This is a genomic window from Curtobacterium sp. MCBA15_013 (assembly GCF_001865095.1).
Classification (GTDB): Bacteria; Actinomycetota; Actinomycetes; order Actinomycetales; family Microbacteriaceae; genus Curtobacterium.
Map to the genome: position 1 here is coordinate 105437 of NZ_MJGQ01000007.1, position 26799 is coordinate 132235.

The following is a 26799-nucleotide window of genomic DNA, read 5'->3' on the forward strand; positions in this document are numbered from 1 at the left end:
GCCGCTGTACGATGGGGCCGTTCCGACAACTCGACAAGTATTGCACAAGCCCCGCGCCGTGCCAAAACGAGGCGTGTCGCCCGGGTGCGCCGCCGTGCCGCGGCGGGACAACCGCTCCGGTCAGATCGTGAGCGACTCCCCGGGACGGAGGACGACGAGCGAGCCGGAGGGCTCCACGGCCTCGCGGAGACGACCGCTGTGCATGCCGTAGCCGACGTCGGAGAGCGTTGCCTCGTGCACGGGGTAGGCCAGGCGGGGCCCGACCGCGAGGACGTAGTCCATCATCTCGGAGACCTTGAGCCACGGGGCACCGACGGGTGCGGCGAGGACGTCGACCGGGACGTCGGGGACCGTGTAGGAGTCGCCCGGGTGGAAGAGCCTGCCGTTCACGAGGACACCGGTGTTGTCGACGATCGGGACGCTCGAGTGGATCAGGTTGTGGCGCATGCCGTGGAACGACAGGTCGAACGGGCCCATGGTGCGACGGTCCCCGGCGGTGACGACGTCCACCACGACGCCGTCCGCGCCGCCCGCGTCGCTCGCGCCGGCGAGCGCCCGGGCGACACCGGCGGGGCCGATCACGACCGCCCCGGGGTTCGCGTCGAGGATCCGCCGGACCTGCTCGGGCGTGACGTGATCCGGGTGCTCGTGGGTGACGACGACGGCGACGACACCGGTGACGTCGACGGGCCGGGTGAAGTTGCCCGGGTCGATGACGAGGCGCGCGCTGCCCTCGGTGACGATCTGGCAGGCGTGCTCGAGCTTGGTGACCTCCATGCGGGCGACCCTACGCGGCGGCGTGGCGGAGCGGCGCGGCGATGCCACCGCCTACGCGCGGACGGCCCGGGGCGGCCCCGTCGTCGACCGCACCACGAGGTGCGCCGGAGACGCCGGCAACGGCCCCGCGAGCCCGCCGTCGACCTCGGCGAGCACGGCCCGCGCCGCGACCCGACCCTGGGCCACCGGGTCCTGGGCGATGGTGGTCAGCCCGGCGACCTCGCCGTACTCGTGGCCGTCGATGCCGATGACCGAGACGTCCTCCGGCACCGAGAGGCCCGCTCGACGCGCGGCGAGCACCACCCCGAGCGCCATCTCGTCCGATGCACAGAACACCGCCGTCGGCCACGGGCCGTCACGCCCGACACCGCGGCGCCCGTCACGGCCGCCGAACAACGCCTCCCCCGCGTCGACGCCGCCCGCGAAGGAGAACCGCCCGTCGAGGATCCAGTCCTCCCGCACCGCGATCCCCCGCGCGGCGAGCGCGTCCACGAACCCGTCCCGCCGCAGCCACGGCACCGCCACGTTCATCCCCGCCTCGTCCTGTCCGCCGACGTAGGCCACGTCCCGGTGCCCGAGTCCGCACAGGTGCTCGACGGCGATCCCGGCCACGGCGACGTCGTCCACGCCGACGTTCCGGAGGCCCGGCGCCGGACCGCCGATCACGATCATGGGGTGCCGCGTGAGTTCGAGCTCGGCGCGCTCGGTCTCGTCGAGCACGAGCGACAGCAGGACGAGGCCGTCGACCCGGTGCCGCAGCATCGACCGTCGGAACGCCCGGTCGCGGTCGCCGCCGGGTCCGCCGAGGTTGTACAGCACCAGGTCGTACCCGGCCCGCCGCAGTTCGGCGTCGACACCGCCGAGCGCCTTGACGTAGAACCACCGGTCGATCACCGGGACGACGACGCCGATCGCACGCTGCCGCCCCGTGGCGAGGCCGGCCGCCGCCGAGCTCGGCACGTACCCGAGCTCGTCGGCGACCCGTCGCACCTCGTCGATCGTGGTGTCCGCGACCGTCGACATCCCACGCAGTGCGCGGGACACCGTCGACTTCGACAGGCCCGTGACGGTCGCGATCTCCTGGATGCCCATGGACGGTCCCGGGAGGCCCGTCACCCGTCCGACGGCCGCCGCACGTCGGCGACGGGGCCGGTCTGCGCTCGCGCGACCGTCGGCGCACTGCCCGCCCCGGGGAGCGCACTGTCCGCCCCGGGGAGCGCCGTGCCGGGCGCTGCTCCGGGGATCGGGGCAACGCGCCGTGTCCGAGCGGCCCGACGACCGGCGGGCGCGAGTTCGTCCCACCCGACGTGGCGGTGCACCCGACCGTCCGCCGCGGGCTGCACGGCGATGCGGGACGGGTCCGACCGCCACCCCGACGGACCGGAGCCGGCCGCGACGACCGGCGCCGCCGACGGCCGCGCGACCGAAGCGTGGACCGGCGCCGCTCCGCCGACACCGTCGGTCGAACGGGTGCGGCGGAGCACCGACACCCGCCACCGGTCGAGCACCACCACGCCGAGCACGCAGACGAGCAGCGTGAGCGCCCAACCGAGCGCCGGGCGACCGGTGAGCTCGCAGAACACCGTGGCCCCGAGGAACAGGATGCCGAACGTGCCGACGAAGCCGATGGCCTCCTCGATCCGGGCCGTGGGCCGGGTCGGTCCGCGCTGTGCCATGGTCGTCAGCCCTTCACGCCGCCGGCGGTGAGGCCGGCCACGATGCGTCGTTGGAAGATGAGCACGAGGACCACGAGCGGGATCGTGACGATCGTGCCGGCTGCCATCACCGCCGTGTAGGGCTCCTGGTGCGGCTGGGACCCGGCGAACGAGGCGATCGCCACGGTCACCGGCTGCGTCGCGTCGCTCGAGAGCTGGGAGGAGATGAGGTACTCGTTCCAGCTGGAGATGAACGCCAGGATCGCCGTCGTGAACACGGCCGGGGCGGCCAGCGGCAGGATGATCCGTCGGAACGCCTGCACGCGGGTGCACCCGTCGATGCGTGCCGCTTCCTCGAGGTCCCACGGCATCTCGCGGAAGAAGCTCGCGAGCGTGTAGACGGTCAGGGGCAGCACGAACGAGATGCTCGGAAGGATCAGCGCCTGGTACGAGCCCATCCACCCGATGTCCGTGAACAGCTGGAACAGCGGGGAGATGAGCGCGACGCCCGGGAACATCGACGCCGCGAGGATCGCACCGGCGATGAGCGACTTGCCCTTGAACTCCAGACGGGCCAGGGCGTACGCCGCGCTCGTGCCGACGAGCAGGGCGATGATCGTCACGACGCCACCGATGAGGAGGCTGTTCGCGAGCGCCCGCCCGAGGTGGTTGCCGAGCGACGTCGAGAACGCCGTCGCGTAGTTGTCGAGCGTGACGTGCGTCGGCCACGGTGTGGCGTCGAACGTGAACCCGACGTCGCGGAAGCTGGTCACCACCATCCAGTAGAACGGCAGGAGGCACCAGACGGCGATGACGACGGCCTGCACGGCGGTGCGGATCCGCGGGCCGGTGTGGCGCTTGACCCGAACATCGCTGCGGTCGACGGCGATGTCGCGGGCTCGGGCGTTGGAGCGGGGACGGTCGGCTGCGAGGGTCACTTGAGCTCCCCCTTCTGCTGGGCGGCCTGCGTCTGCACCACGTTGGCACCGAGGAACCGCACGAAGACGAACGCGACGATGAAGATCACCAGGAAGGTGATGGTCGACAGTGCCGACGCGGAGTTGAAGCCCTGCCGGATCTGTTCGACGACGAGGATCGACAGGGTCGTGGTGGCGTTGCCGGAACCACCGCCACCGCCGGTGAGGATCGCCGGCAGGTCGTACATGCGCAGCGCGTCGAGCACGCGGAACAGGACGGCGACCATGAGCGCCGGCTTGATGAGCGGCAGGGTGATGAGCACGAAGCGCTGGACGGTGGAGGCGCCGTCCATCTTGCCGGCCTCGTAGACCTCTTCCGGGATGAGCTGCAGCCCCGCGAGGATGAGCAGCGCCATGAACGGCGTGGTCTTCCAGGTGTCGGCGATGATGACCGCCCACCGGGACGCCCACTCGCCGCTCGTCCAGAGGATCTGCTGCCCGATGACGTGGTTGAGCACGCCGTTCGCGTCGAAGATGAAGTACCAGAGCTTCGCGGTGACGGCGGTCGGGATGGCCCACGGCACGAGGATCGCGGCACGGACGAGCGCGCGGCCCTTGAAGTTGCGGTTCATGATGATCGCCATCCACACGCCGATCACCGTCTCCAGGGCGACGGTGACGATCGTGAAGAAGAACGTGTTGCCCATCGACACCCAGAACTGGGAGCCGAGGCTGCCGGGTGGGCAGGTGACGTTCCCGCACTGCTGCACGAGCCAGTGCACGTAGTTCGTCACGCCGGCGAAGCCGCCCTCGACGAAGAGCTGGGTCGCCTTGTCGAGACCCTGGTCGAGTTGGAACGACTGGATGATCGCGCTGACCACCGGGTAGCCGATGACGATGGCGAGGAGCACGATCGTCGGGCCGATGAGGTACACGGCCCATCGGCCGTGCTCGGCGTTGAGTCCGCCCTTGCGCCGCTTCTGCGGCTCCATGCCCGTCGGGTTGGGGATGGCGGCGGGGATCTCGGTTGCTGCTGACACGTGACGGCCTCCTTGCCGGGTGTCGGAACGCAGGATGGGACGGACTGGAGGCGCGGGGCGGGGTCGACCCGCGCCTCCAGTCCGATGCGGCGAACGCCGCGTACTCGGGTGCTAACTGCCGCTGCTGGTGGCCGTCTTGAGGGCCGCCTGCATGTCCTTCATCGCCTCGTCGACGCTCTTCGATCCCTTGAGCGCGGCGTAGGTGTTGTCCTGGATCGCCTTCGTCACGGCCGGGTAGAAGGGCGTGACCGGGCGCGGCTCGGCCGACTCGATGGACTTGAGCAGGGTCGGCAGGTAGGGCAGCTTCGCCGTCAGCTCGGAGTCGGTGTAGAGGTCACCGACGACCGGCGCGAGGGAGCCCTGCGTGGCGAAGAACTTCTGCGTCTCGTTCGACTCCAGGAACTCGAGGAAGTCGTGCGCGGTCGCCTTGTGCTTCGAGTACACGCTGATCGCGGCGTTGTGACCGCCGAGCGTCGAGGCGCCGGTGCCGTCCTTGCCGGGGATCGGCGCGATGCCGAAGGTGTCCTTGACCGTGCTCGACCCGTCCGTCTTCGCGAGGCTGTAGACGTACGGCCAGTTGCGCAGGAACAGGAGCTTGCCGGCCTCGAAGGCGGTGCGGCCCTGCTCCTCCTGGTAGGTGATCGCCTCGGCGGGGATGTTGCCGTCCTTGAAGGCGTCGACCAGGTTCTGCAGGCCGGCCTTCGCGTCGGACGTGTCGACGTCCGGCGTGCCGCCCTTGCTGAGGACCGAGCCGCCGGAGCCGTTGATCGCCTCCGAGGCGTTCACGGTCAGGCCCTCGTACTTCGCGAACTGCCCGGCGTAGCAGCCGATGCCGGCCTGCTTGGCGATGTCGCAGTCCTTCATCATCTCGTCCCAGGTGGTCGGGGGCGTCTTGACGAGGTCCTTGCGGTAGTAGAGCAGCGCGCCGTCGGAGGTCTGCGGTGCCGCGTAGAGCGTGTTGTTGTAGGTGGCCGTCTTGACGGTGGCCGGCAGGAGCTTCGACGTGTCGATCTTCATGCTGCCGGTGAGCGGGGTGAGCCAGCCCTTCGCCGCGAACTCGGCGGTCCAGACGACGTCCACGTCGACGACGTCGTAGTTCGCGTCCTTCGCCTGGAAGTGCTGCACGAGGTCGTCGTGCTGCTGGTCGGCCTGGTCGGACTGCTCCTTGAAGGTGACCTTCTCGTCGGGGTGGGCCTTGTTCCACTTCGCGATGAGGGGGCGGACGACGTTCGAGTTGTCCTTGCCCTGCACGTAGGTGATGGGCCCGCGGCTGTCCTGACCGTTCTTGGCGTCGTCCGACGCCGAGCTGCCGCTCGAGCACCCGGTCAGCACGAGGCCGATGACCGCGATCCCCGCTACGGATGCGAACCGCACTTTGGCGCGTGTTGTCTTCACAGTGTCGTCTCCACGTTGAGATCACCAGGCGAGGACCATCGGGTCGACGCTGCCTGGAGCAGGCGACGCTGCCTGCTGGAGGAGGAAGCTACGCCCGCTCTCAGCCGTTCGCAACCGGTTGCAAAGAATCCGTGACCTGCTCGTGACCACCGTGCGCCGTTCGCTTTTCGGGTGTGAGCGCTCACCCTCGTCCGGGGGCTCGGCGGCGCGGCCGTGCGGGGTTCCGCACGATCACCGCCAGCGGCCCCGCTCCCCGTTGTCGCCGCCGCGGCCTGGCACCTACCGTCCACACCATGGCCACCACCAGCACCGCTCGTGCACTCCCCGCACCCCGACGCGTGATCGACGTCGACCTCGACGCACCGCTCCCCCGCCTCGTCGCGGACGGCACGGGCTCGTCCGCGCTGGTGATCGGCTACCGCGGCGGGCGTCCGACGGGCACGCTCGACGTCGAGCTCACCGACGACCCCGCCGACGCCGCCCGTGCGCTCGGATCGCTGCGGGAAACCGTGCTCGCCGACGTCGAACCGGTGCCGGATGCCCTCCTGCCGACGATCTCCGTCGTCGTCTCGACGGTGGTGGACCGCGTCGAGGACCTCGGCGCACTGCTCGACGTCCTCGAGCACCTGGACTACCCCGACCACGAGGTGATCGTCGTCGACAACCGCGTCCGAGTACCCGCCGACGACCGGCTCCCGGCACTGCTCGCGGGTCGGGGCGTGCGCCTCGTGACGGAGCGCCGGCCCGGCCTGTCCGCCGGCCGCAACGCCGGGGTCGCGGCCGCTCGCGGCGAGGTCGTCGCGTTCACCGACGACGACGTGCGGGTCGACCCGCAGTGGCTGCGCGCACTCGGCGCGCGGTTCGTCCGCGAGGCCGACCTCGACGCGGTGTCCGGCGTGATCCTCCCCACCGAGCTCTCGACGCCCGCGCAGATCTGGTACGAGGCGTACTACGGTGGGTTCAGCGGCGAGCGCACCTTCGCGCCCGTCACGATCGTCCCCGACGACGTCGCCGGCACGATGCGGCACGCGCGGGTGCAGGCGGTCCGCCCGGACGGGTCGGTCGTGAAGCACTTCGCCGTGTACGGCATCGGTGCCTACGGCGCGGGCGCCAACATGGCGTTCCGCCGATCGGTGATCGACGCCGTCGGTGGGTTCGACACCACGCTCGGCGCGGGCTCCCCGGCCCGTGGCGGCGAGGACCTGGCGATGTTCATCGAGACGCTCTGGCGCGGTGGGCGCATCGGGTTCGAGCCGCGCGCGGTCGTGCACCACCGGCACCGGCAGAGCATCGAGGACCTGCACAAGCAGCTGCACGGCAACGGCGTCGGGTTCACCGCGCTGATGTGCGCCCTCGCTGCCAAGGACCGGCGGCACGTCGCGGTCCTCGCCCGGCTCGTGCCCGCCGCCGCGATGGTGAAGCTCCGCGAGACGGTGGGACGGCTGCGCACCGGCAGCGCACCGGCCCCCGCTGCCGTCGAGTCCACGCCCGTCGATCCCGCGACCCCTGCCGTCCCGGACGCCGGGGTGCCGCGGTCGCTGGCCTACCACGAGCTCCGGGGCTTCCCGGCGGGCCCGGCGGCGTGGTTCCGCAGCCGTCGTCGCTGGCGGGACGTCGAGGCCGGGCGGTTCCACGCCCGGTGACCCCGCGGGCGGGTCCACGCCCGGTTCCACGCCCGGTGGCCCCTCGGTCGGCGGACGCGTCGCTCCCAGCCCCGTAGGATCGGTGCAGCTGCCCGTACCGCGCGGGTCGGAGGAGGACGCATGCCGCTGGGGCCCACGCTCGTGCTCGAGCCCGTCACCGTGCCGACGTCCCACGCCACCACGGAGACGGCCGTCTGCGTGTGCGGCCACGCGCAGGACGCCCACGAGCACTACCGGCCGGGCAGCGACTGCGCCCTCTGCGACTGCCCGAGGTACCGCCGCCGCCGGTGACCGCTGCGGGAAACCGCCGCTTCCCCGCACCCGCCCCGGGACCGCCTTGTCGGTGTCCGAACGGCCCTGTTCACTCGAGACATGGCCAACTCCCCCGCGGCGCTCGCGTGCATCGTCCTCGCCCACGAGGACCCCCAGCACGTCCGACGACTCGTCGAGGCACTCGACCCGTTCCCGGTGTTCCTGCACGTCGACGCGCGGACCCCGGACGACGTGCACCGTGCGATGACCGAGGGGCTCCCCGACCGGGTCCGCCTCCTGCCGCGACTGCGGACGGGCTGGGCGAAGTGGGAGAACGTCGCGGCCGAGGTCTCCGGCTACCGTGCCGCCCTCGCCGAGACCGGCGCGCGCCACGTGGCGGTGCTGACCGGCAGCGACTACCCGCTGGCGAACCCCGCCGAGATCACCGCGCTGCTCGACGCCCACCGCGACCAGTCCTTCCTCATCCCGCACCCCCTCCCGCACGCGGCGTGGGGCGCCAGCGGCGGGGTCGCGCGCATGCGGTACCCGCACTGGGCGTGGCGGAAGCACATGCTCCGCCTGCCGATCCCCCGCCGGATCCCGCGTGACGTCGTGCTCACGGGCGGGTCGCAGCTCAAGGTCCTCAGCGCCGCGCACGCCGCCGCGGTCGTCGAGGTCGTCGATGCCCGTCCCGACCTGGTCCGCTTCTGGCGCCGCACCTGGATCGCCGACGAGTCGTTCGTGCCGACCGTGCTGAACTCCCCCGCCCTGGTCGACGGCTTCGCCGAGGACCACGTCCCGCACACCCTGTGGTTCATCGGCTGGGACGGCTCGAAGATGAAGAGCCCGCCGTGGCTGACGCTCCCCCACGCCGGTCGACTGCTCGAACGATGGACGACGGACCCCACCGCGATGCCGCACCTCTTCGCCCGCAAGTTCTCGACCGCTGCGAGCTCGGACCTGCTCGACGTCGTCGACCAGGCGTTCGGACTCCGACAGCACGTCCGGACCTCGGAGGTGGGTGTCTCGTGACCGTTCCCCAGACCCGCCGCGAGGCCCGCCACGCCGCAGCTACCCCGCCCGACGCCGACAGCACCGGTCGGAAGGCCGCTGCGGTCGAGGCCGCCGAGGCAGCCGCCGCCGTCGAGGCCGCCGCCCACACCGTCCCCGACACCGGCAGCACCGCGGTCCAGAAGGGCGCGTCCGTCCTGTTCGGCCGTGGCCTGCTGTACGTGGTCGTGTGGTCGATGCAGCTCGTCGTGAGCTCGCTGATCTCGCCGGTCCTCGCGCACCTCATGCCGCTCTCCGAGTTCGGTGTGCTCGCCTCGGCGATCGCGCTCTACCAGGCGCTCGTCGTGCTCGCGGTCGCGGGACTCGACCAGGCGTCCGTGCTGCAGCGCGCCGAGGACGGCGGTGACGACCGGAAGGCCCGCGGGCTCATCGCGGTCGGCATCGTCCTCGCGGCCGTCGTCACCGCGGTCGCCCTCGCCACGATCCCGCTCTGGGGCGACGTCGCCGGGTTCGTCGGCGAACACCCGATCCTGCTCGTCGCGGTCCTCTGGATCTTCCCCGCCGCGGTCGTGCAGCTCTCCCTCGCGATCCTGGTCGCCCAGGACCGCATCCGGGTCTTCGCGGTCACGAGCCTGCTGTCCTCGGTCGGCGGTTCGATCATCGGTCTCGGCCTGCTCGTGTTCGTGCACGCCGACGCCACGACCTACGCATGGGGCGGCGTGTTCGCCCAGGCCGCCGCGATGGTCATCGGCTTCGCGGCGACCCGGCCTCGCCTCGCCGGCCTGTTCGACCGCCAGACCACCGCACGGGCCTTCAAGCTCGGCGTGCCGATCGCCCTCGGCAACCTGTCGTACTTCGTGCTGAACGCCGGCGACCGGATCGTCGTGCAGCGGCTGCTCGGCCCGGACGAGGTCGCGCGCTACCAGATCGCCTACGTCGTCGGTTCCGCCGTGATCCTCCTGCTGACCTTCACGAACCAGGCGTGGGCACCGCACTTCGCGGCGCTCCGGGACGCCGTCGCCCGTCGACAGCTGGCCCTGCACGCCCGGGACCAGCTCTACCTGCTGCTCGCCCCGGTACTGCTCGCGGTCACCCTCGTGTCGCCGGTCGCGCTGCCGATCCTCGCACCGGCGTCGTACCGCGTGCACGAGCTCACCGTCGTGGTCTTCATCGTGGCGCTCACGGCGTTCCCGGTGATCGCCAGCGGCGCGACCGGACGGCTCCTGCTCGTGGAGCGTCGCGGCGTCGCCGTCGGGGTGATCGCGGCCATCGCCGGTGCCGTCAACATCGGCGCGAACCTGCTGCTGGTCCCGCTGCTCGGCATCGCCGGCGCCGGGGTCTCCACGGTCTTCGCCTACATGGTGCTCGCGGCCCTGCAGCAGCTCTCGCTCCCCGACCGCCGGGAGTGGCGCGGCCCGCGTGCCCGGACGGTCCTCGTGCTGGCGGCCGTGGTGGTCGTCGCCGGGGTGTCCGTCCTCGTGCCCCAGGACGTCGTGTGGAACATCGTCCGCGTGGCCGGCGTCCTCGGCTGCCTGCCCTGGTTCATCCGCAGGCTCGCGATCGCCCGAGGAGGCACACCGTGACCCACGCCCCGGAACGCCCCGACCGTCGACTGCGGATCGCGGTCGTCACGAACGGGCTCGCCATCACCGGCGGGGTCGAGCGGTGCGTCCTCGAGGACACCCGCGAGCTCGTGCGCGCCGGGCAGGACGTCGAGGTCTGGCACCGCGGCCACCTCGCCCCGGGACCCGACGGCGCCGAACCCGGCAGCGACCAGTTCACGGAGCTCGGGATCGCCCTGCACCGCACCGGCGACCGGTCCTTCGGCCTCCGCAGCGCAGCCGGCGACGCCGCACGGTTCGTCCTCGACGGCCTCCGCCTCCGCCGCTCGCGCCCCGACGTCATCTGGCTGAACCGGCCCGAGCACCTCCCCTGGGGTCGTGTGGCGTCCGTGGTCTCCGGCGTCCCGCTCGTCGTGCACCTGCACCACGCGCCGAACTACCGACGCCTCGGCCCGATCGCCGGCGGCCGCACGCACTACCTGGCCGTCTCGCACGCGATGGCTCGTGCGTGGGCGGACGTGGGCATCCCGGCCTCGCGGATCACCGTCGTCCCGAACGGCGTCGACACCGCACTCTTCCCCGCGGCCACGCCGTCCGCGACAGTCCGCGCCCGCCGCACCCTCGGGCTCGACGACGACACCCGCACCGTCCTCTACTACGGCCGCCTCACCCGGTCGAAGGGCGTGCTCGCGCTGCTCGAGGCCTGGCGTCTCGTGCTCGAGCAGGACGCCGAACGCCACCCCGCCCGCGCGCCGCGCGCCGCCGTGCGTGCCCTCACCCCCGCGCTCGGGCCCGCCGGCACGCACCACGCCACGCAGCCGCACCACCCGCCCGTGCTCGTGCTCGCCGGAGCGGCCGCGCCCGACGACGCCGAGGACGTCCGACGCGCCGTCGCGTCCCTCCCCGCTGGCTCCGTCGTGCTCCTCCCCGAGCGGGACGACGTCGTCACCCTGCTCCACGCCGCCGACATGGTCGTCGTGCCGTCCATCGAACCCGAGGGCTTCGGCCGGGTCGTCGTCGAGGCGATGTCCGCCGGCCGCCCGGTCGTCGCCGCCGAGAGCGGTGGCACGGGCGAGATCCTCGCCGGCGAGTGGGCGACGTCGACCGTCGACCCGACCGACCCCGAGGCGCTCGCCACCAAGGTCCTCGACACCCTCGACCGGGCCGACCGCGACCCCTCCCTCGGCGAGCGCTGCCGCGCCTGGGTGCGAGACCACTACGGCCGCGGACCGCACGTGGCCGGTCTCCTCCGCGCCCTGCTCACGCACGCCCGTCGCTGAAGCCCAGGAGGCGCGGCTGCCCCTGGCACCGCCCCTCCCGTCCGTCGCGTGCTCGCGCCCGTGCCGCCTTCTCCTCGGCGCCTGACCGTTCCGGTTCGCGATCCCCGGCGATCGCGAACCAGAACGGTCACACCTCCCGTCCGCAACGTGCTCTCCCCGCGCGATGTCCGCCGTTCCCGCAGGCGTCCGCCCGCCGGTACCGCGCCGCTCGCCGCGATGAGGTCGCGCCCACGACGACGGTCCCCCGCGGCGGCACGCGCCGCACCAGCGTGCGCGGATCCTCGCGCGCTGCGCCCGCGGCCTCACGAACGCACGGACGGCGGACGGAAGGCGCGGGGCGGCACGGCACCGCGCGTACCGTCCGTCGTCACGAGGTCGCGCCGACGGCGGCGGTCACACGCGGCGGCGAGCGCCGCGTCATCGTGGGAGTTCATGTTCACGGTGCGACGCCTCACGGGCCTCACCGCACGGAGCCTCGCACGCTGGGCCCGCGAGCCGCGCCACGCGCGGACGACGGACGGGGAGGCGCGGTGCCCACCGTCACCGCGCTTCCCGTCCGCCCCGTGGCCGCGCCGACGGCGACGGTCACCCGCGGCGGCGAGCGCCGCACCAACGTGCGAGGTCGCGCGCACGGTGCGAGGCCTCGCGGGCCGCACCGTGCGCGGAACCTCGCACGCTGCGCCCGCGAGCCACGAGCCGCGATCCGCGCGAACGCGCGGACTACGGACGGGAGGCGCGGTGCCCACCGGCACCGCGCCTCCCGTCCGTCGGGTGCTCCCGGGTCAGCCGGTGAACGCCCGGAACTCGGAGAGGCCGACGTTCCGCGTGCTCGCCGACACCCCGGTGACGGTGAACCGGACCCACGTGACGTTGCGTGCCGAGAAGTCCACCGTGAGCGGCGACGCGTCGTTCGGGAGTGTCCCGACCGCCACCTGGCTGCCGTCGGAGAACGTCAGGGTGCCGCTCGTGACCTGGTCGTCGCCGTTCGGTCGGTCGTACAGGACGACCCGGCTCAACGCCTTCGACGAGGACCAGTCGAGCTGCAACCAGACACCGGTCGTGCCCCAGGGAGCGACCCACTCGGCGGTCGTGTTGTCGGGGTACCCGCTGATGACCCCGTCGATCGCCTTGGCGGCGGTCTGCCCGGTCGAGGTGTCGTCCCACGCCGCGGTGGCGGTCGCCGAGCCCGTGACATCGGTCGCGCCCCCGGGCGTCGGCGTCGGCGTCGGGGTCGGGGTCGGGGTCGGGGTCGGGGTCGGCGTCGGGGTCGGCGTGGGCGTCGGCGTCGGCGTCGGCGTCGTGCTGCCCGGGGCGAACGTCCGGATCTCCGCCAGGCCGACGTTGCGCGTCGTCGCGCTGACGCCGGTGACGGTGAACTTCACCCAGCTGACCTGCCGGGACGAGAAGGTGACTCGGGTGAACGCGCCGCCGTTGTCGAGCGTCGGCACGGTGACGCTGCTCCCGTCGGAGAACGTCAGCGTGCCGGCCGTGACCTGGTCGTCGGCGTTCGGACGGTCCGCGAGGTCCACGGCGCCGAGCGTCACCGGGCTCGACCACGCGAGCTGCAGCCACGAACCGGTGCCGCCCCCGCGGGTCGCCCACTCGGCGGTCGGAGCGTCGGGGTAGCCGCTCGCGACGCCGTCGACGGCCTTCACGGCGGTCTGCCCGTCCGCGGGATTCTCGCTGCTCGCGGTGACGGCCGCACCGGCGGTCACGTCGGCTCCGACGGACCCGCCCGAACCGGTGCCGGGGTCGGTGGGCGTCTGCGTGCCGACGGTGTACTCACGGCTGAGCCACGAGCCTTCGGGACGCGACGAGCAGGACGCCACCGAGGCGCAGGTCTCGGCGTCGTACGCGGAGTAGGCGAAGAACGCGTTCCCCTTCGCCTGCGTCTGCGCCGCGGTGAGGTTCGAGGGCTTGTCCGCGATCGGGTACCCCATGTACCCGGTGAGCGTGCTCGCCGTCGTGAGCTGCTGCTGCGCCGACTTCGTGAGGTACGCGACGGTGTGGTGGTCGCTGTGGTCGCCGTCGCCGTAGGTGCCGACGTGGTCGAGGGTGTGCACTTCCTGCGGCCCGTACCCGTTCATCAGCGCGAGCACGGTGGCCTGGAGCTGGGCGAGCGTGTAGGTGGTCCCGTAGGTCGCACCGGAGACCGTGCTCATGCTCGTGATCGAGCGCTGGTAGAGCTTCTGCAGGCTCTGGTACCGGGTGGCCGCGAATCCGGAGCCGTCCATGTTGCCGTCCGGCAGCTGCAGGTAGACCAGGCTGAGCCGCGGGTCTGCCGTCAGGGTGCGCGTCACGAGGGTCTTGCCACCGGCGCTGACCGAGCCCGAGGTCCAGGCGTTCGTGACGCCGGCGAGGTTCGCGTAGGCGGCCTCGAGGCCCGTCTGCCGGCCCTTCCAGTACGTGGCGGACTTGCCCGCGTCCCCGGCGGTGACGATGACCGAGCGGACGCACTTGTCCGCGTCGATGTCCTTGCGGAGCTCGGTGCCCTCGAACAGCAGGTCGTCGTCGGCGTGCGCGACGACGGTGAGGACCTTCCCCGCGCTGCAGTCCGCGGTGGTCGCCGCACCGGCGCTCGACGGCGCGAGGAGGCTCGGCGCCGAGACGGTGGCGCCCGTGATGACCGCTGCCGCGACCGCGAGTGCCACCTTCCAACGGCGTCGGATGGTGGCACTCGGGGTCGGGGCGTCTCGCTGCATGTCGTCTTCTGTGCGTGGGTGGGTCGGGTGGGTGGGTGTCGGTCAGGGAGCGCCGACGGGCTGCTGCACGGGCGCGGACACCGGGGCGGGTGCACGGACCACGACGGTGCCGAAGACACGGCCGACGGCGTAGCCGAACACGGTCGAGACCGCCGAGGTCACGATCGCCAGGGCTCGGAGGCCCCCACCGCGACCGAGGGCCCCGAGCTCGCGGAGCACCGCGCCGGGCAGGACCCGGGTGAGGTACGTCGACTCGCTCGAGAGCGAGTCGCGGGCACCGACCCGGCGGCTCAGCACGGCCTTCGAGATGCCCTCGTAGTAGCTCCGGCGCCGCAGGTACCGCATCGTGACGCGGTCCGGGGAGACCCGGTGCGAGACGTTCGAGCGCGGCTCGAAGCGGATGCGGGCGCCGGGACGGATCCGGGCGATGCGGATGCAGAGCTCGGTCTCCTCGCACCCCAGCGGGTGGTTGCCGACGCGACCGATGCCGGAGCGGAAGCCGCCGGCGGCGAGCACGACGTCACGGTGGAAGGCCATGCTCGACCCGATGACGTTGCGGACGTCCGCGGACGTGGTGGGGAGGCCGGTGTAACTGCACCCGACGATCCAGAGCAGCTCGTCCGGGTAGGGCCCGGCGCCGGTCGCGGTCGGCCACGACGGGGTCGCCCGGCCGCCGACACCGACGACGTCGGGCAGCTCGAGCGCCTCGACGAGGTGCATCAGCCAGTCCGGGTCCGCCGTCGCGTCGTCGTCCAGGAAGGCGACGACGTCGGCCTCAGTGAGTGCGACGCCGGTGTTGCGCGCACCCGAGAGGCCGCGGTCCTCGGCGTTCTCGACGACCCGGAGCTCCGGCCAGCGGGCGGCCGCACGGCGGAACAGCTCCGGCTCGTGGTCGATGACGACGATCACCTCGGTCGCGTCGGGCTGGCGCTTCGCCGACTCGACCGCGTCCTGCAGGTCACCCCAGCGCTGCTGCGTGTAGGCGCAGATGACGACGGCGACCGTCGCGACGCTCACGCCGCTTCCTCGTCCATCGCCGGCACGGCGGCCGGGACCACGAGGCCCGAGACCGGGGTCGGCATGAGGCGCATGCGGGCCTTGGCCTCGCGGGCACGACGACGCTCGTGCATGATCGACTTCAGGACGCGGATGCCGTCGCTGACCGCGTTGAGGTTGCTGGTGCCGTGCACGCGGAGCTTCTCGTGGCTCGGCACCTCGGTGATCGCGAACTCCGCGGCGGACCAGCGGCAGGTCAGGATCGTCTCGATCTCGAAGCCGTCACCCCAGCGCATCGAGCCGTCGGTCGGCTGCGGGAGCGTCGACGACAGGAGCCCGATCGTCGGCAGCGTGTCCGCCCAGAAGGCGTTGTAGCCGTAGCAGAGGTCGGTGTACCGCGCACGGAGCAGCACGTTGGAGATCATGTTGAGGCCCTTGTTGCCGAGGCCGCGGATGATCGTGATGTCGTCGCTGCCGCCACCGGGTGCGTAGCGGGAGCCCTTCGCGACGTCGGCACCGTCGACGAGTGCCTGCACGAAGCGCGGGATCTCGGCGGCGTCGGCGGAGCAGTCGGCGTCGAACATGACGACGACGTCGCCGGTCACGGCCTCGAAGCCGCAGGCGAGCGCGTTGCCCTTGCCCTTGCGGGTCTGCTGCACGACCTTGATCGTCGGCATGAGGCGCTGCGCCGTCGCGATGGTGTCGTCCACCGAGTTGCCGTCGACGAGGATCACCTCGTAGACGGGCGGGAGCTGCGGGAGGATGATCTCGAGGTTGCGGGCCTCGTTCCTCGCGGGGATGACGACCGAGACGCGGGGGTCTCGGGGTCGGACGGTGCTGGCGGACATGGTGCTCCTGTCGGGTTCAGGCTGCATGCGGGAGTGGTCGAGGGAGGACCCGGCGCTGGGTGGGCGTCGGAACGGGGGTACACCGTTCCCTGGGCTTGGACCAACCATCGTCCGGCGGACGGGGCTGGTCAATGCGGGTGGGCACTGGTTGCGGGCCCCCGAGTGCGGATACGGAAACCCGCAAGCCGCGGCCGGGTGGCGTGTCGGCACGCACGAGGGCCCTGGAGGCGCGGGACGGGCCCGCCACGCGCCTCCAGGGCCCTCGCTGGTCACGTCAGGGACGCGACTCGTGCGTCGTGAAGGCGGCGCGCAACGCGGTCGCCAGCTCGGCGACGTGCGGCTCGCGGAGGAGCGAGCTGTGCTCGCTCTCGATGCGCACCGTGGTGGTCGCACCGCGGAGCACGTCGTTCCAGCCGTCCACGTCGGGGTTGCCGTCGGCGAGCACGAACGTCGCCGTGCCGTCGTAGGGCGAGGGCGTGTGCCGCCGCGTCACGATCGTGGCCTGGTCGAAGAGGGCGTCGAAGTCCTTCTGCCCGCCGTAGCGGAGGACGCCGGCACCGTAGGCGCGGACGCGCTTGGCGAATTCCTCGCCCACCGGCACGCCGGCGGGCAGGATGCGCTTCGCCGCTCGGTCGAGCCCGCGCTTGAGTGCTCGGAGCGCCGGGTTGCGCACCGGGCTCTCCGCCATCCGGCCGAAGTGCAGCTGCGCCTGCTCGGTGCTGCTGCGCGGCAGGTAGCTGTCCAGGATCGCGACGTGCTCGACCCGCTCGCCGCCCTCGGTGAGGAGCTTCGCCACCTCGAGGGCGACGAGGCCGCCGAGGGAGTGCCCGACGAGCAGGTACGGGCCGCGGGGCTGGACGATGCGCATGAGCTCGACGGTGCGCCGCGCGGTGCGCTGGATGCTCCAGTCCGGGATCGCCCGTCGCTCGAGACCGTGCTGCTGGAAGGCGTACACATCGTGCTCGGGCAGGTACCGGGACAGCGGCAGGAACGTCAGGCCGAGGGCTCCGGCCCCGCTGAGGCAGAACACGGGCGGGCGCCCGGGGACGCGGGCCTCGGAGACCTTGACGACGTCGGGGTGGCTCGGCAGGGACTTCGCCCCCGAGCGCACCCGTCGGGCGAAGGCGCGCAGGGTGGGCTGTTCGAGGAGCTCCGACGCACGGAGGTCGACGCCGAGCCGGGCCTGCACGATCGCGAGCATCTCCTCGGCGGAGAGCGAGTCGCCGCCGAGCGCGGTGAAGTCCTCGTCGAGGTGCACGCCGCGGAGTCCGAGCACCTCGGCCCAGATCTGCCCGACGACGAGCTCCCACTGGTCGTACTCGCCCTCGACCATCTCGACCTCGAGCGACGGCGCACCGGGCAGCTTCGCCCGGTCGACCTTGCCGCGCTCGTTGCGCGGCAGTTCGGGCATCGGGACGATCGCCGCCGGCACCATGTACTCGGGCAACTTCGCCCGCAGGGCGCGGCGCAGGGCCGCCGGCGCCGGGGTGCGGCGACCGGGACGGCCGACGACGTAGGCGACGAGGCGCGTGACGGCGGGCGGGTCGACGAGGGCGGTGACCACGACGTCGTGCACGTCCTCGACGGCACGGAGCGCCGCCTCGACCTCGCTCGGCTCGACGAGGTACCCGCGGACCTTCACGGCGTCGTCGTCGCGGCCGAGCAGGACCAGGCAGCCGTCCTCCTCGACGCGCGCGAGGTCGCCCTGGCGCCACAGCGGGGTGCCGTCCTCGTCGACGGAGAGGTGCTCGCTCGTCTTCTCGGGCGCGCCCCAGTAGCCGGCGGTCATGCCGTCTCCGATGACCACGAGCTGGCCGGTCTCCCCCGTCGCGGCGATGGTGCCGTCCTCGCGGAGGACCCGGGCGGTCTTGCCCGGCGGCACGTACCCGGCCGGGACGACGCCGTTCGGGACGGCGTCGTCCGGACCGACCGGGAAGTACGAGACCGCCCCCATCTCGCTCGACCCGAACCCGTTCCAGAGGACCGTGCGGGCGCCGAGGACCGGGCGTGCGGCGTGCACGTCGGTGCCGGTGATCGGCTCGCCGACCGTCATGACGAGTCGGAGTCCGGCGAGCGCGGGGTGCAGGTCCGTGCCGCGGTCGCGCACGGTGGAGACGACCGACCGGAGCAGGTGCGGCGTGCAGACCACGGCGGTGACGTGCTCGGCGGCCATGCCCTCGAGCAGTCGCTCGGTCCCGAGGTCGCGTGCGTCGAGCAGGACCGCGGCGGCCCCGCTCAGCATGCTGTCGAGGGTGGTGAGGATGCCTGCGGCGAAGGACAGCGGCAGCACGACGCCCACGAGGTCGCCGGGCCGGTAGTCGGCGCTCCAGGCACTCTGCTCGGTGTTCCGGAGGAGCTGTCGGTGCGTCATCGCGACGCCCTTCGGCAGGCCCGTGGAGCCCGAGGTGAAGACGATCGCGGCGGGGTCGGTGCCACCGGGGCGGGCGGTCGCTGCGGTGCCGGCGGCGGTCGCGCCGCCGGTGCCGGTGCCGGCCTGCTCGGTGCTCGTCGCGATGAGGGCGTCGAGGTCGTGCACGGTGCCGTCCGGGCCGAGGACCGCGGCGGCGAGGTCCGCACGGGTGTCGTCGGCGAGCACCTCGGCGATCCCCGCGAGCGTGACGACGTGCTGCAGGCGTGCCTCGGGCAGGTGGTCGTCGAGCACGACGATCGTCCGCCCGGCGGCGATCAGCGCGAGCATGCCCACCACGGTCTCGGTCGTGTGTCCGGCCATGATCCCCACCGGGACCGACGCGCCGGTGCGCTCGGGTCCGACGCCGGCGCCGGTGCGGTCGTCAGGCCGGAGGACCTCGGTGAGCCGTGCGGCGAGCGCCCGGACCGTCCGGTCCGTCTCGGCGAACGTTCGGGCGGTCCCGGCACCGGCGAGCGCCGGGGAGTCGGGGAACGCTGCGACGACGCGCGTCCACCGGTCGAGGACCGAGTGGTCGTCGGATGCCGGGACGGCCGGTTCGACCGTCCGGTGACGCGCTGTCGGGTGTGTCGGACGCATTGCTTCTCCCCTGGGTCGTGCGGGCCGGTGGTGCGCTGCTGGTGCTTGGAGGACGGTAAGCCGACCGGACGCCCCCGATCGAGGGGCCGAGGAGCGCCGTGCGGGGAACCTGCGGTTTGGCGCATCCTCGCGATCCGCCGTGGATCCCCGGTGACGGACCTATCGGTTCGCTGTGCGCTCGCGGGCGCGGACGGTGCGGCGGGACCGCCCGTAGCGGAGCACACCACGCCCGACGGCCAGGAGCTCGACCCAGCGCATCCGTCCGACCTCGCGGAGGAACGCGGCGTCGTCGAGCGGCGCGTCCGCGGTGCCGACGGCGACCGGTGCCGCTGCCGGGGTGACGGCCGGCTCGGCGGCGGTGCCCGAGACGAGGTGCCGCACGGCCCGCGGGGCGCGCTGCAGCGCCATCCCGAGCGTGCGGGGCTGCAGGGCGATCTTCGTGAGCCAGGCCCCGAGTCCGGTGCCGTAGCCCTCCGCCTGCTTCCGGAGCGCCGGGAGGTCCGCACGGTGCCGGTGCCAGACCAGCGCCGCGGGTTCGACGACGAGCGCGGCGCCCGAGAGCACGACGCGCGAGAACATGTCGATGTCCTCGCCGCCGCCGGTGACCGTGCCGACGCCGAGTGCCTCGTCGAAGCCGCCGAGCTCGGTGATCGCCGACCGCCGCATCGCGAAGTTCGCACCCGTGCCGTAGTCACCGACCGCGAACGGGAAGAGCGGCCGGTCGACGGGCGGTGCCGACAGGCGGTGCACGCGCGGCACGAGGTTGCGCGACCAGGTCACCCGTTCGTCGAAGTACCGCTGCGTGGGGGTGCGGAGCTCACCGCTGGCGACGAGTCCGCTGACGCAGACGACGTCGTCCCCGCGGGAGAACCCCGAGGCGACGGCACGGAGCCACGCCCGGTCGACCACGACGTCGTCGTCCGTGAAGGCGACGATCTCGTGCCGCGCGGCCAGGACGCCGGCGTTGCGTGCGCTCGAGAGGCCCGGGACGGGTTCGCGGACGTACCGCACGCGGTCGTCGTCGAGGGCCTCGACGAGTTCGCGCGTCGACTCGTCGGAGGGCGCGTTGTCGACGATCACGACCTCGAAGTCGGGGTGGTCCAGGGCGAGCAGCGAGTCGAGGGCGGCGCCGAGCTGGTCGGCGCGGTCACGGGTGCACAGGACGACGGAGGTGCTCGGCAGGCGCACCGGGATCGGCGGCTGCGGGACGGCGGGCAGGGCGGCGACGGCGGCACGGAGCGCGGCAACCTCGACCGTCTCGTCGGACACCGGCAGGTCGACGAACCCGAGGGGGGCCACGCCGTCGCGGACGAGGAGCCTGGCCGACCGGTGACCGGCGGCGTCGTGCAGCCCCACCGTGCCCGCGTCGTCCCCGGGGACCTCGGCGAGGTCGACGGCACCGACCCACACGGCACCGCCCCAGGTGGGGTCGACGGCGCTCGACATCGGGCGGGCGAGCTCGACGCGGGGCGGGAGCGAGCGCTGGATGGTGTCGGTCATGGGAGAGCCTGTCTCGTGTCGGGGGACGTGCGCGGTCGCAGCCGGCCATCCCACCGTCGCTGCGGGGACGGCGGGGGTCAACGAGCAGGCGGAACCGTGCGGTTTCTCCTCGCACGACGGCCGCCACGCGTGCGTGATCCCGCAATGCCGCAGGCCCTCCGCACTTCCCGGTGGCCGCTCTCCCGTGCGCCCTCGGCCCCCGGTTACCGTCGTGACACCCGCAAGGCCGCTGCCAGTCGCCGGCCCAGACCCGAAGGGACGCTCGATGCGTCAGTCGATCGCGGTGGTCGAGCAGTGACCGCCACCACGACCCCCACCAGGATGTCGCTCCGCCACGGAACCCGCGTGCTGCCGACCTCACCGGTGCCGTCCCTCGTCGCCGCGGGTCTCGGTTTCGCCGGAGCCGCCCTCATCGCGGCCGACGCGTCCGGTCCGCTCCGCACGGCCGTCGTGCTCGTCGCGCTGTTGGTCGTCCCGGGTCTGCCGGTGGTCCGGCTGCTCGGGCTCCGCGAGCCGATCGGGCGCGCCGGACTCGTCGTTGCCTCGAGTGCCGCGATCGACGCGGTCCTCGGGCTCGCGATGGTCTGGACGGGGCAGTGGGTCCCGCTGCCCGCCGCCGGGCTCCTCCTGCTCGTCGCCGGGTGGGTGTCGCTCGGCCAGGGCGTCCAGACCGCGCGCACCGCGCCCAGGTCGGCCCGCGCGCGGTCGGCCCTGCCGACCGCGGTCCTGGTCCGCACCGTCGCCGCGTCGGGCGTCCTCGTCACCGGAGCCGCGCTCTGGGCGGTGGGTGTCGCGCAGACGGACTCGACCGGACTGGGCGAGTGGGGCCTCCTGGCTGCACTGCCCGCGGTCTGGTGGGCCGGCGCCGCACTGGTGTTCGTCGTCGCCCTGGTGACGCTCGTCGACCGTCGCCACCACGTGGTGGTCCGCGCGGTGTCCTCGGGCGTCCTCCTGCTCGTCATGTACGGCACCTCGAACCTGATCGCCGCCGAGCCGCGACCGCCGTGGGTGTTCAAGCACATCGCGGTGACCGCGTACATCCTGCAGCACGGCGCCGTCGACCCGTCGATCGACATCTACAACCGCTGGCCCGGGTTCTTCAGCTTCAGCGCGTTCCTCGGCGCCGCCACCGGCACGCTCGACGCGGCGGACCCGGTGCGCTGGACGGAACTCGCGTTCGCCCTCGCCGACGGGGCGCTCGTCCTCGGGATCGCACGGGCACTCGGTGCGAACGGCCGCTGGGCGTACGTCGCCGCGGTCCTGTTCAGCGCCGCGAACTGGGTCGGGCAGGACTACTACTCCCCGCAGGCGTTCGCGTTCTTCCTGTTCCTCGCGGCGGTCCTCGTCGCGCTGACCGTCCTCCGCGGCAAGCCCAACGTGGTCGGGCGGTGGAGCGCGACGCTGACCGGCCGGCTGCTCCGTGCCCGCCGCTCCCCCGTGGCCGAGGCGGTCGCCACGCCGACGCGGGCCGCCGTGGTCGCGGCGGTGGCGCTCGTCGTCGTCCTGCAGTTCGTCATCACGGCCTCGCACCAGCTGACCCCGTTCGTGGTCGTCGCCGCGTTCGTGCCGCTGCTCGTGCTCGGCTTCCTCCGCCCGTGGTGGCTCGCCGTCCCGCTGACGCTGCTCCCCCTGCTCTACCTCGTGCCGAACCTCGACTACATCCAGGAGAAGTTCGGTCTCACCACCGGCTTCGACCCGGTGAGCAACGTCACCGCCGCGTCGACGTCGATCGCCATCCCGTCGATCGCGACGACCCTGCAGTCCCGCGCGGTCCTCGGGATCACGGCACTCGTCGCCGTGTGCGCCGTCATCGGACTCGTCCGGATGGTCCGCGGTGGGCACGCCCGACGCGCCCTCGTGGTGCTCTGGCTGGCGGCCTGCCCGATCGTGCTCGTGCTCGGACAGAGCTACGGCGGCGAGGCGAAGTTCCGCGTCGTCCTGTTCTCCGCGCCGTTCCTGGCGATCGCAGCCGTCCACGCCTTCCACGGCCGCCGGCTCCGCATCGCCGCCACGGCCCTGGTGCTGACCGTGACCACCGCGCTGTTCCTCGGCGCCACGTTCCAGACCGAGCAGGCGAACCAGACCGCACCGGCCGACGTGGCCGCGGCGAAGTGGCTCGACGGCCGGTTCCAGGCGGACGACACCCTCACGACCGTCGGCAGCTTCCCGTCGATCATCGGCGGGAACTACGAGAACTTCCTCCGCCACTGGGGCCAGGTCGACTCGCTGCAGAGCGAGGCCGCGTGGTTCCCGAAGGGCATGACGGCCGACGACCTCACCGGTGTCCTGCAGGACCGCGACCAGGGCGGACACTCCTGGCTCGTGTTCTCGGCGGCGCAGCGAGCCGACGCCGTGACCCGCGGGACGCTCACCGGCGCGCAGATCGACGCCATCGAGCGGTCCGTGGCCGACGAGGGCACCCTCCGCTACGACCGCGACGGAGTCCGGATCTACGAGGTGCGCGATGCAGCATGAGCCGGGGGCCCGTCACCGGATGACCACCCGGCGGTCCTTCCTGCGCCGCGGCGTGACGATCGCCGGCATCACGGGGGTCGCCGTGGTCGCCGGCACCACGGCCGTCGTGCTGCCCACGCGTGCCGGTGACTCGACCGCCCGCGCCGAACGCATGCCCACCGGGGCGCTCGAGTCCGAGGGGACGCGGTGGGTCCCCTACCTCGCGCAGGACTTCGACCTCGACGCCGCGCTCGGCGAACTCCTCGCGGTGTACCCGCGGATGGCGGAGTACAGCGGGATGCGGGACACGTCGGGCAAGGGGCTCTACTCCCCCGACCAGGTGGTGTCGGTGCACGACTCGGTGCTCGACTTCCACCTCCGCAGCAACGGGTCCCAACCCCTCGTGGCGACGGTCCTCCCCGCCGGCTACCGGGCGTACACGCACCAGCGCGTCTCGATCCGGTACCGCGCCGACGAGGTCCCCGGCTACAAGTTCGTCATGATCCTCTGGCCGCTGTCCGGCGACTGGAACGAGGGCGAGATCGACTGGCCCGAGGGTGACCTCACCGGCGACGTCCGCCCGGTGTCGGCGATCCCGGGCAGCTACGACCCCGCGACCGAGGCGATGACGTTCCTGCCCGAGGACCCGACGGTGGTGTCCGGCGGGCAGACCGACTGGCACGTCGCGACCGTCGAGTGGACCGCCGACGCGGTGCGCTTCTACTGGGACGACGAGCTGCTCGAGACGGTCACGGGCGCGGTGCCCACGACGCCGATGCGCGTGACGCTGCAGGCGGAGACGATCATCCACGACGCCGAGGTGCCGGCCGACGCATCCGGGCACGTGCTCGTGGACTGGGTGGTCGCGTACCGGAAGAGCAGGGTGCAGTCCTGACCTGATCGGCCGCCCTGGCGTGTCGGGTCGTCGCCGTGTCGGGCTGTGGCCTGGCGTGTCGGTTCGTCGCCTGGCGTGTCACGTGGCTTCTGCGCCGGAAACGGAACAAGCCCCCGGGAGATCCCGGGGGCTTGTTCTACGAGTGCTGGGGTACCTGGACTCGAACCAAGAACGACGGTACCAGAAACCGCTGTGTTGCCAATTACACCATACCCCAAAGGCCCGGAGGCCTTCGGTCCCGGTTGCCCGGGGCACGATCAACTACTGTACAGCATCCCGGAGGTCCGTGAGACCACCGACGAGATCCCGGTGCACCGCGGCGGCCGTGACCGCCCCGTGGCCGGCCGCCACGATCAGCTGTTCCGGTCCGGGTGGCGTCACGTCGCCCACGGCGTACAGCCCGGGCACGCTCGTCCGTCCGGAGCGGTCGACCACGACGAGCCCCTCGGCGTCGCGGCGGAGGTCCGCGTCGACCCAGTCCAGGTCGGCGTGCCACCGGGGCCGGACGAACCCGCCCGTCCGCGGCTCCACGTGCCCGTCTGCGAGGCGGACGCCGGTCATCCCGGAGCGGTCCCCCTCGAGGTCTGCCACGGCCCGCTCGTCGACGCGCACGCCCGCTGCGGCCAGACGCGCACGGCCGGCGTCGCCGAGCGGCGCGATGCCGTTCGTGTACACGATGAGGTCGTCCGCCCACGCCGCGAGCAGCAGGGCGCGATCGACGACGTCGTCCGTCTCGCAGAGGAACGCCAACGGCTCGCCGGCCTTCTCGTAGGCATCGCACTCGACGCAGCTGTGCACCGCGGTGCCGTAGAACGCGCGGAGCATCGGGAGCGCCGGGAACTCCTCGCGCAGGCCCGTCGCGAGCACGACGGCCCGGGCCGTCGCCTCGACCTCGGTGCCGCGCCAGGCACCGTGCACGAGCCACCGGTCGCCCTCCGGCGCGATCCGGTCCACGACCGTCTGCACGACCGTGGCCTCGGCGTAGGCCTCGACCTCTGCGCGCCCGAGCTTCCGGAGCTCGAGGGGTGAGACACCGTCGCGCGTGAGGAACCCGTGCGACCGCAGCGTGGCGGCGTTCCGGGGGCGGTTGGCGTCCACGAGGAGCACGGTGCGCTTCGCACGGACGAGGTTGAGGGCGGCGCTGAGCCCGGCCGGGCCGGCACCGACGACGACGACGTCGACCGTCAGCCGCTCGGCTGCGTCAGCCTGCCGGTCGGCCGCGTCACCCTGCCGTTCGGCCACGTCAGCGGTCCGCGAGGCGACGCAGGCGCGTGACGGTGGACTCCTTGCCCAGGATCTCCATCGACTCGAACAGCGGCGGGCTGATCCGTCGACCGGACACCGCGACGCGCAGCGGACCGAACGCCACACGGGGCTTCAGGCCGAGACCGTCGATGAGCGCCGCACGGAGCGCGCCCTCGATCGAGGCCGTCGTCCAGTCGTCGAGCGGCTCGAGCGCTGCGATGCTCGCGCGGAGCACGTCACCGGCGTCGGCCTTGAGGGTCCCCAGGGCGTCCTCGTCGATCTCGAGCGCGTCGTCCGACGTGAAGAGGAACGCGAGGAGCCCCGGTGCCTCGCCGAGGAGCTGCATGCGCTCCTGGACGAGCGGCGCCGCCTTCGTGAGGACCTCGAGCTGCTCCGGCGTCACCGGATCCGACACGATGCCCGACAGGTAGGGCAGCAGCCGCCCGCGGAAGTCGTCGGCGTCCAGCAGGCGGATGTGGTCGCCGTTGATCGCCTCTGCCTTCTTGTGGTCGAAGCGCGCGGGGTTCGGGTTGACGTCGGAGACCTCGAACGCCCGGACCATCTCGTCGACCGTGAACACGTCGCGGTCCGGACCGATCGACCACCCGAGCAGCGCGAGGTAGTTGACGAGCCCCTCGGGGATCATCCCGGCGGCACGGTGGTGGAACAGGTTCGACTCGGGGTCGCGCTTCGAGAGCTTCTTGTTGCCCTCCCCCATGACGTACGGCAGGTGCCCGAACACCGGGATGAACTCGGCGAGACCGACCTCGTACAGGGCCTCGTACAGGGCGATCTGGCGCGGCGTCGACGACAGGAGGTCCTCGCCGCGGAGCACGTGCGTCACCCCCATCAGCGCGTCGTCCACCGGGTTGGTGAACGTGTACAGCGGCTTGCCGTTCGGCCTGACGACCACGAAGTCCGGGAAGGTGCCCTGCTTGAAGGTGATCTCACCGCGCACGAGGTCCTCGAAGCTCAGGTCGCGGTCGGGCACGCGCAGCCGCAGTGCCGGCTCACGCCCCTGGTCGCGGAAGGCCTGGCGCTCGGCGTCGGTGAGGTCGCGCTCGTGGTTGTCGTAGCCCTGCTTCGGGTCACGCCCGGCGGCCTTGTTGCGGGCCTCCATCTCCTCGGGGGTGACGAAGGACTCGTAGACGTGTCCGGAGGCCTTGAGCTTCGCGATGACGTCCTCGTAGACGTCCGTCCGCTCGGACTGCCGGTACGGACCGTGCGGGCCGCCGGCCTCGACGCCCTCGTCCCAGTCGAGCCGGAGCCAGCGCAGTGCCTCGAGGATCTGCTGGTACGACTCCTCGCTGTCACGGGCGGCGTCGGTGTCCTCGATGCGGAACACGAGCTTGCCGCCGGTGTGCCGCGCGTACGCCCAGTTGAACAGCGCAGTACGGATCAGTCCGACGTGCGGCGTTCCCGTCGGGCTCGGGCAGAAACGGACACGGACATCGGAACCGGAAGCGGTGGTGAATGGCGCAGTCATGACACGACGATCCTACCGGCCCGGCACCGACCGCCACGAGGGGGTGTGGAGGACCCGGAAACGCAGAAAACCCCTGACCACATGGTGGTCAGGGGTTCCCTGGTGTTGCAACGTTGAGTCCGGCGGCGTCCTAC

Annotated in this window: 20 protein-coding genes and 1 tRNA gene; 7 read left to right on the forward strand and 14 right to left on the reverse strand. The window is 72.6% G+C overall.

Features of this window, described 5'->3' with window-relative positions:
- Positions 1-120: 120 nt before the first annotated feature.
- The 6 genes from BIV01_RS05740 to BIV01_RS05765 all read right to left on the reverse strand — a co-directional run bounded on the left by BIV01_RS05740 (position 121) and on the right by BIV01_RS05765 (position 5763).
- A complete protein-coding gene (locus BIV01_RS05740; RefSeq protein ID WP_071302183.1) occupies positions 121-777 on the reverse strand; it encodes an MBL fold metallo-hydrolase in 657 nt (218 codons plus the stop codon).
- 51 nt (positions 778-828) lie between these two features.
- Positions 829-1869 carry a LacI family DNA-binding transcriptional regulator gene (locus BIV01_RS05745; RefSeq protein ID WP_071302184.1) on the reverse strand — a complete coding sequence of 347 codons (1041 nt, stop codon included), beginning with the start codon at positions 1867-1869 and terminating at the stop codon, positions 829-831.
- Between the two features lie 20 nt (positions 1870-1889).
- A complete protein-coding gene (locus BIV01_RS19285) occupies positions 1890-2453 on the reverse strand; it encodes a hypothetical protein (protein WP_071302185.1) in 564 nt (187 codons plus the stop codon).
- A 5-nt stretch (positions 2454-2458) separates the two neighbouring features.
- Positions 2459-3271 (reverse strand): carbohydrate ABC transporter permease, encoded by an 813-nt coding sequence (locus tag BIV01_RS05755; protein WP_374115145.1) that lies wholly within the window; start codon positions 3269-3271, stop codon positions 2459-2461.
- A gap of 95 nt (positions 3272-3366) precedes the next feature.
- A complete protein-coding gene (locus BIV01_RS05760; protein WP_071302186.1) occupies positions 3367-4341 on the reverse strand; it encodes a carbohydrate ABC transporter permease in 975 nt (324 codons plus the stop codon).
- A 159-nt stretch (positions 4342-4500) separates the two neighbouring features.
- The gene (locus tag BIV01_RS05765) at positions 4501-5763 is read right to left on the reverse strand and encodes an ABC transporter substrate-binding protein (RefSeq protein WP_254791784.1); all 1263 of its coding nucleotides are present in this window, start codon (positions 5761-5763) and stop codon (positions 4501-4503) included.
- A 314-nt stretch (positions 5764-6077) separates the two neighbouring features.
- On the opposite strand from BIV01_RS05765, the gene BIV01_RS05770 reads away from it, so the two are divergent.
- From BIV01_RS05770 to BIV01_RS05785, 5 genes are all read left to right on the forward strand, one after another.
- The gene (locus BIV01_RS05770; RefSeq protein ID WP_071302188.1) at positions 6078-7427 is read left to right on the forward strand and encodes a glycosyltransferase; all 1350 of its coding nucleotides are present in this window, start codon (positions 6078-6080) and stop codon (positions 7425-7427) included.
- A gap of 120 nt (positions 7428-7547) precedes the next feature.
- A complete protein-coding gene (locus BIV01_RS19670) occupies positions 7548-7718 on the forward strand; it encodes a hypothetical protein (protein WP_156794728.1) in 171 nt (56 codons plus the stop codon).
- Positions 7719-7799: 81 nt separating this feature from the next.
- On the forward strand, positions 7800-8711 hold the full coding sequence (locus BIV01_RS05775) for a beta-1,6-N-acetylglucosaminyltransferase (RefSeq protein ID WP_071302189.1): 912 nt from the start codon (positions 7800-7802) through the stop codon (positions 8709-8711).
- Positions 8708-10273 carry a lipopolysaccharide biosynthesis protein gene (locus BIV01_RS05780; protein WP_175473645.1) on the forward strand — a complete coding sequence of 522 codons (1566 nt, stop codon included), beginning with the start codon at positions 8708-8710 and terminating at the stop codon, positions 10271-10273. The genes BIV01_RS05775 and BIV01_RS05780 overlap by 4 nt, the downstream gene beginning before the upstream one ends.
- Positions 10270-11532, forward strand: coding sequence for a glycosyltransferase family 4 protein (locus BIV01_RS05785; protein WP_071302190.1), 1263 nt, complete (start codon positions 10270-10272; stop codon positions 11530-11532). Before BIV01_RS05780 ends, BIV01_RS05785 begins: the two co-directional genes overlap by 4 nt.
- A 782-nt stretch (positions 11533-12314) precedes the next feature.
- On the opposite strand, the gene BIV01_RS05795 is transcribed toward BIV01_RS05785, so the two are convergent.
- From BIV01_RS05795 to BIV01_RS05815, 5 genes are all read right to left on the reverse strand, one after another.
- Positions 12315-14234, reverse strand: coding sequence for a DUF7402 domain-containing protein (locus tag BIV01_RS05795; RefSeq protein WP_083413786.1), 1920 nt, complete (start codon positions 14232-14234; stop codon positions 12315-12317).
- 42 nt (positions 14235-14276) lie between these two features.
- Positions 14277-15251 carry a glycosyltransferase family 2 protein gene (locus tag BIV01_RS05800; protein ID WP_070416441.1) on the reverse strand — a complete coding sequence of 325 codons (975 nt, stop codon included), beginning with the start codon at positions 15249-15251 and terminating at the stop codon, positions 14277-14279.
- Entirely contained in the window at positions 15248-16078 is an 831-nt protein-coding gene (locus tag BIV01_RS05805) for a glycosyltransferase family 2 protein (RefSeq protein WP_083294974.1), read from the reverse strand. The genes BIV01_RS05800 and BIV01_RS05805 overlap by 4 nt, the downstream gene beginning before the upstream one ends.
- A 274-nt stretch (positions 16079-16352) precedes the next feature.
- Entirely contained in the window at positions 16353-19085 is a 2733-nt protein-coding gene (locus tag BIV01_RS05810; protein WP_071302193.1) for an alpha/beta fold hydrolase, read from the reverse strand.
- A gap of 159 nt (positions 19086-19244) precedes the next feature.
- Entirely contained in the window at positions 19245-20585 is a 1341-nt protein-coding gene (locus tag BIV01_RS05815; protein ID WP_071302194.1) for a glycosyltransferase family 2 protein, read from the reverse strand.
- Between the two features lie 294 nt (positions 20586-20879).
- Here BIV01_RS05815 and BIV01_RS05820 point away from each other — a divergent pair, with 294 nt between their 5' ends.
- Positions 20880-23060 (forward strand): hypothetical protein, encoded by a 2181-nt coding sequence (locus BIV01_RS05820; protein ID WP_139199232.1) that lies wholly within the window; start codon positions 20880-20882, stop codon positions 23058-23060.
- Entirely contained in the window at positions 23050-23934 is an 885-nt protein-coding gene (locus BIV01_RS05825) for a glycoside hydrolase family 16 protein (protein WP_083413787.1), read from the forward strand. The genes BIV01_RS05820 and BIV01_RS05825 overlap by 11 nt, the downstream gene beginning before the upstream one ends.
- Before the next feature lie 145 nt (positions 23935-24079).
- On the opposite strand, the gene BIV01_RS05830 is transcribed toward BIV01_RS05825, so the two are convergent.
- The 3 genes from BIV01_RS05830 to gltX all read right to left on the reverse strand — a co-directional run bounded on the left by BIV01_RS05830 (position 24080) and on the right by gltX (position 26665).
- A tRNA-Gln gene (locus BIV01_RS05830) sits at positions 24080-24151 on the reverse strand.
- 44 nt (positions 24152-24195) lie between these two features.
- Positions 24196-25122: an NAD(P)/FAD-dependent oxidoreductase gene (locus tag BIV01_RS05835; RefSeq protein ID WP_071302211.1), complete on the reverse strand. Its 927-nt coding sequence runs from the start codon at positions 25120-25122 to the stop codon at positions 24196-24198.
- Positions 25123-25177: 55 nt separating this feature from the next.
- On the reverse strand, positions 25178-26665 hold the full coding sequence (gltX, locus tag BIV01_RS05840; RefSeq protein WP_070416447.1) for a glutamate--tRNA ligase: 1488 nt from the start codon (positions 26663-26665) through the stop codon (positions 25178-25180).
- Between the last annotated feature and the right edge of the window lie 134 nt (positions 26666-26799).

Coding starts and splice junctions, on each gene's coding strand:
- BIV01_RS05740 (WP_071302183.1), bottom strand. CDS start 777: ATGGAGGTCACCAAGCTCGAGCACGCCTGCCAGATCGTCACCGAGGGC.
- BIV01_RS05745 (WP_071302184.1), bottom strand. CDS start 1,869: ATGGGCATCCAGGAGATCGCGACCGTCACGGGCCTGTCGAAGTCGACG.
- BIV01_RS19285 (WP_071302185.1), bottom strand. CDS start 2,453: ATGGCACAGCGCGGACCGACCCGGCCCACGGCCCGGATCGAGGAGGCC.
- BIV01_RS05760 (WP_071302186.1), bottom strand. CDS start 4,341: ATGGAGCCGCAGAAGCGGCGCAAGGGCGGACTCAACGCCGAGCACGGC.
- BIV01_RS05770 (WP_071302188.1), top strand. CDS start 6,078: ATGGCCACCACCAGCACCGCTCGTGCACTCCCCGCACCCCGACGCGTG.
- BIV01_RS19670 (WP_156794728.1), top strand. CDS start 7,548: ATGCCGCTGGGGCCCACGCTCGTGCTCGAGCCCGTCACCGTGCCGACG.
- BIV01_RS05775 (WP_071302189.1), top strand. CDS start 7,800: ATGGCCAACTCCCCCGCGGCGCTCGCGTGCATCGTCCTCGCCCACGAG.
- BIV01_RS05795 (WP_083413786.1), bottom strand. CDS start 14,234: ATGCAGCGAGACGCCCCGACCCCGAGTGCCACCATCCGACGCCGTTGG.
- BIV01_RS05805 (WP_083294974.1), bottom strand. CDS start 16,078: ATGTCCGCCAGCACCGTCCGACCCCGAGACCCCCGCGTCTCGGTCGTC.
- BIV01_RS05810 (WP_071302193.1), bottom strand. CDS start 19,085: ATGCGTCCGACACACCCGACAGCGCGTCACCGGACGGTCGAACCGGCC.
- BIV01_RS05815 (WP_071302194.1), bottom strand. CDS start 20,585: ATGACCGACACCATCCAGCGCTCGCTCCCGCCCCGCGTCGAGCTCGCC.
- BIV01_RS05825 (WP_083413787.1), top strand. CDS start 23,050: ATGCAGCATGAGCCGGGGGCCCGTCACCGGATGACCACCCGGCGGTCC.
- gltX (WP_070416447.1), bottom strand. CDS start 26,665: ATGACTGCGCCATTCACCACCGCTTCCGGTTCCGATGTCCGTGTCCGT.